Annotated in this window: 1 protein-coding gene and 1 pseudogene; both read left to right on the top strand. The window is 53.6% G+C overall.

The window, feature by feature from the left end; all coding sequences use genetic code 11:
- Positions 1 to 178 precede the first annotated feature (178 nt).
- Positions 179 to 1,582, top strand: a complete 1,404-nt coding sequence (phoA, locus tag BBW68_RS11125; RefSeq protein WP_070135417.1) for an alkaline phosphatase — start codon at positions 179 to 181, stop codon at positions 1,580 to 1,582.
- Positions 1,583 to 1,915: 333 nt separating this feature from the next.
- Positions 1,916 to 2,087, top strand: a pseudogene (locus BBW68_RS16765) (helix-turn-helix domain-containing protein); the annotation flags it as partial.

Here is a 2,087-nt window from a genome sequence, read left to right as displayed (position 1 = left end):
CTGTAAGGGCGCTACGTTCTATTCGCTTAACTCATTAACAGCTAGGGAATGGACTGCTTAATCGATGTGGTCCAGTGAAAGATGATTGTCATCTCAATGACACCAAACTATAACGGTTGTATCGCAGACTGACTCCCTGAAATCTTTAGCAAAACTTATTCATGGAGATCGCCGTTTAATGAAACATAAAGCTTTCGCACTTTCCCTGCTGACCTCACTGATCTGCTCCTCTGCCGTAGCCGACATTGCCACGTACCAGCGGGCCGCGCAGGGTGACATTACTCAGCCGGGCGGTGCACGTCGCCTGAGCGGTGACCAGACCGAGGGGATTAAAGCGTCGTTGAGCAACAGCACGGCAAAAAACGTTATTCTGCTGATCGGCGACGGCATGGGCGACTCCGAAATTACAGCGGCGCGAAACTATGCGCAAGGGGCGGGCGGCTTCTTTGCAGGGATTGATGCGTTGCCGCTCACAGGACAGTACACCCACTATGCGCTGGATAAGAAAACCTACAAGCCTGACTATGTGACCGACTCCGCAGCATCTGCCACCGCTTGGGCAACCGGCGTGAAGTCCTATAACGGGGCGATTGGCGTTGATGTGATGGGTAAAGATCATACATCGCTGCTGGAGCTGGCGAAAGCCGCAGGTAAAGCGACCGGCAATGTTTCAACCGCAGAGCTGGAAGATGCCACCCCGGCGGCGCAGATTGCCCACGTCACCTTGCGTAAGTGCTACGGCCCGGTCAAAACCAGCGAACTGTGCGCCAGCAATGCGCTGGAGCAGGGCGGCAAAGGCTCGATTGCCGAACAGTTGCTTAATGCGCGAGCCGACGTCACCTTCGGTGGCGGAGCTAAGACTTTCAGCGAAACGGCAAAAGCGGGCGAGTGGCAGGGTAAAACACTGGAAGAGCAGGCGAAGCTGCGCGGCTATCGGCTGGTGAACGACCTCGACGGCATGAATGCGCTTACTTCTGCCAGCGACGCGCAGCCGGTGCTGGGGCTGTTCGCCTCTGGGAATATGCCGGTGCGCTGGAAAGGTCCCAAAGCCACTTACCACGGTAACCTTGATGACAAACCGATTACCTGCGAAGTGAACGCGGAGCACCCAGCATCCACCCCGACGCTGGCGCAGATGACTGATAAGGCCATTGCGCTGCTGAGCAGTAAACCTGAGGGCTTCTTTCTGCAGGTGGAAGGCGCTTCTATTGATAAGCAGGATCATGCAGCCAATCCGTGCGGCCAGATTGGTGAAACCGTCGATTTAGACGAAGCAGTGCAGAAAGCGCTGAAGTTTGCGCGCAAAGAGGGCAATACGCTGGTGATCGTAACCGCCGATCATGCACACTCCAGTCAGATTATCGCCAACAACAGCAAAGCCCCGGGCCTGACGCAGACGTTGATCACCAAAGACGGCAGCCCGATGACCATTAGTTACGGTAATTCAGAGGAGGATTCTCAGGGCCACACCGGCACTCAGCTGCGCATCGCCGCCTTCGGTCCACACGCGGCCAATGTCGTCGGCCTGACCGATCAAACCGACCTGTTCTACACCATTAAAGCAGCGCTGGATATTAAATAACGCCGTATTTTACGGGTCGATCGAAAAAGATGATCGGCCCCTACAGCACACCAATGGCATTGGGTTAAGCTCTTGCCGGAGCATGAAAGGAGTTCCAGCGCATTCTGAGCCGCATAGATTTTCGTGGGTAATGCCTTCCAAGTCTTACTTGTTAAGACAGGCCAGTAAGTTCATCCGAAAGAGCACAACAGAATGATTTTAAATATTTTTATTCCATAAATAAGTAAAGGCGCGAATTCAGATAATAAGTGCAACGCTCGGTCATGTAGATGGAGGGACGGTTAGCTACCGATAAGCTATCTTGCTCTTCCGACTAAAGATGAGCGAGTAACTATGAAATATCAGCAGTGAACCGAAGGATTACGATACCAGATAGCTCTGTTGTGTGAAGACAAAGTTAGTCAGGCCGAGATTGGTCGCCGGTTAGGCGTCTGTAAGTCAACAGTCTCGCGGGAACTGCGCCGTAATCGCTCTGTAGATGGCTACCAGCCTGCGGTAGCGCAGA

The sequence above is a fragment of the Candidatus Erwinia dacicola genome (assembly GCF_001756855.1).
GTDB classification, from domain to species: domain Bacteria; phylum Pseudomonadota; class Gammaproteobacteria; order Enterobacterales; family Enterobacteriaceae; genus Erwinia; species Erwinia dacicola.
The sequence above is the reverse complement of the archived record's forward strand: the minus strand, read 5'-3'. Positions and strand labels throughout refer to the sequence as shown.